The sequence below is a fragment of the Acidisphaera rubrifaciens HS-AP3 genome (assembly GCF_000964365.1).
GTDB classification, from domain to species: domain Bacteria; phylum Pseudomonadota; class Alphaproteobacteria; order Acetobacterales; family Acetobacteraceae; genus Acidisphaera; species Acidisphaera rubrifaciens.
On record NZ_BANB01000473.1, the window covers coordinates 1 to 1587 of the forward strand.

Annotated in this window: 1 pseudogene; it reads left to right on the plus strand. The window is 72.7% G+C overall.

Annotated features, from left to right (window positions below):
* Positions 1 to 4: 4 nt before the first annotated feature.
* Positions 5 to 1587: pseudogene (locus tag B8460_RS13215) on the plus strand (ribonuclease R family protein); the annotation flags it as partial.

Consider the following 1587-nt stretch of genomic DNA (forward strand, 5'->3'; position numbering starts at 1 on the left):
CGAGCCGCTGCCGCATGCGGGCCTCGGCCTGAAACCCGCGCGCGTGACCGAACGGCTCGGGCGCATGGGCGACGCGCGCTCGGTCAGCCTGATCTGCATCGCGACCTATGACATCCCGCAGGATTTCCCCCCGGCCGCCCTCGCGCAGGCCGAGGCCGCGGGCCCGGTCGCGCTGGGCAGCCGCGCCGACCTGCGGGACATGCCGCTGATCACCATCGACGGCGCCGACGCGCGCGATTTCGATGACGCGGTGCATGCGGAAGCCGACGGCGACGGTTTCCGCCTGACGGTCGCGATCGCCGACGTCGCGCACTACGTCCCCGGCGGCAGCGCGCTCGACCGCGCCGCCTGGACGCGCGGCAACAGCGTCTATTTCCCCGACCGCGTCGTGCCGATGCTGCCGGAGGCGCTGTCCAACGGCTGGTGCAGCCTGCGCCCGCAGGAGGAGCGCGGCTGCCTGTTCGTCGAAATCCGCATCGGCCCGGACGGGCGCAAGCGCGCGCACCGGTTCGGGCGCGGCCTGATGCGCTCGGCCGCGCGCCTGACCTATGAGCAGGTGCAGGCGGCGGCGGAGTCGGGCGATGCGCTGGGGCTGCCGGACGGGATGCTGGCGACGCTCTACGCCGCCTTCCGCGCGCTGCTGGCGGCGCGCGAGGCGCGCGGCACCCTCGACCTCGACCTCGCCGAGCGGCGCGTCGTGCTCGACGATGCGGGGCGGGTGGCCGACGTGGCGCCGCGGCCGCGCCTCGACAGCCACCGGCTGATCGAGGAGTTCATGGTGATGGCGAACGTATGCGCCGCCGAGGAACTCGAGCGGCTGCACACGCCCTGCGTCTATCGCGTCCATGCGCCGCCCTCGGCGGAGAAGCTGGATGCGCTGCGCGACTTCCTGCGCGGCTTCGACATCACGCTGCCGCCCGGCGATCAGCTGCATCCGCGCGACCTCGGCCGCGTTCTGACCCGCGTCGCGGGCACGCCGGAGGCACTGCTGGTGAACGAGGTGATGCTGCGCAGCCAGAGCCAGGCCGCCTACAGCCCCGACAACATCGGCCATTTCGGCCTCGCGCTCACGCGCTATGCGCATTTCACCAGCCCGATCCGGCGCTACGCGGATCTGCTCGTGCATCGCGCGCTGATCCGCGCCCTGCGCCTCGGCCCGGACGGTCTCGACGCCGATGCCGCCGCGCGGCTCGCGGAGACCGCCGAACACATCACCGCGACGGAGCGTCGCGCCGCCACCGCCGAGCGCGAGGCGGTGGACCGTTACCTCGCCGCCTACATGGCCGACAAACGCGGCGCGCATTTCGCGGCCCGCATTTCCGGCGTGACGCGCGGCGCGTTGTTCGTCACAGTCGAGACGAACGGAGCGAGCGGTATCGTTCCGATTTCCACGCTGCCCGACGATTTCTGGATGCACGACGAACGGACACACAGCCTGTCCGGCCGCAGGACGCGGCTGACCTACAGCCTCGCGCAGGCGGTGGAGGTGCGTCTGGCGGAGGCGAGTCCGCTGACCGGCGGCCTCGTCTTCCACATCGTGCCCTCGACGCAAGGATCTTCGACCTCCGCGCCGCGCGCCGGCGGCGG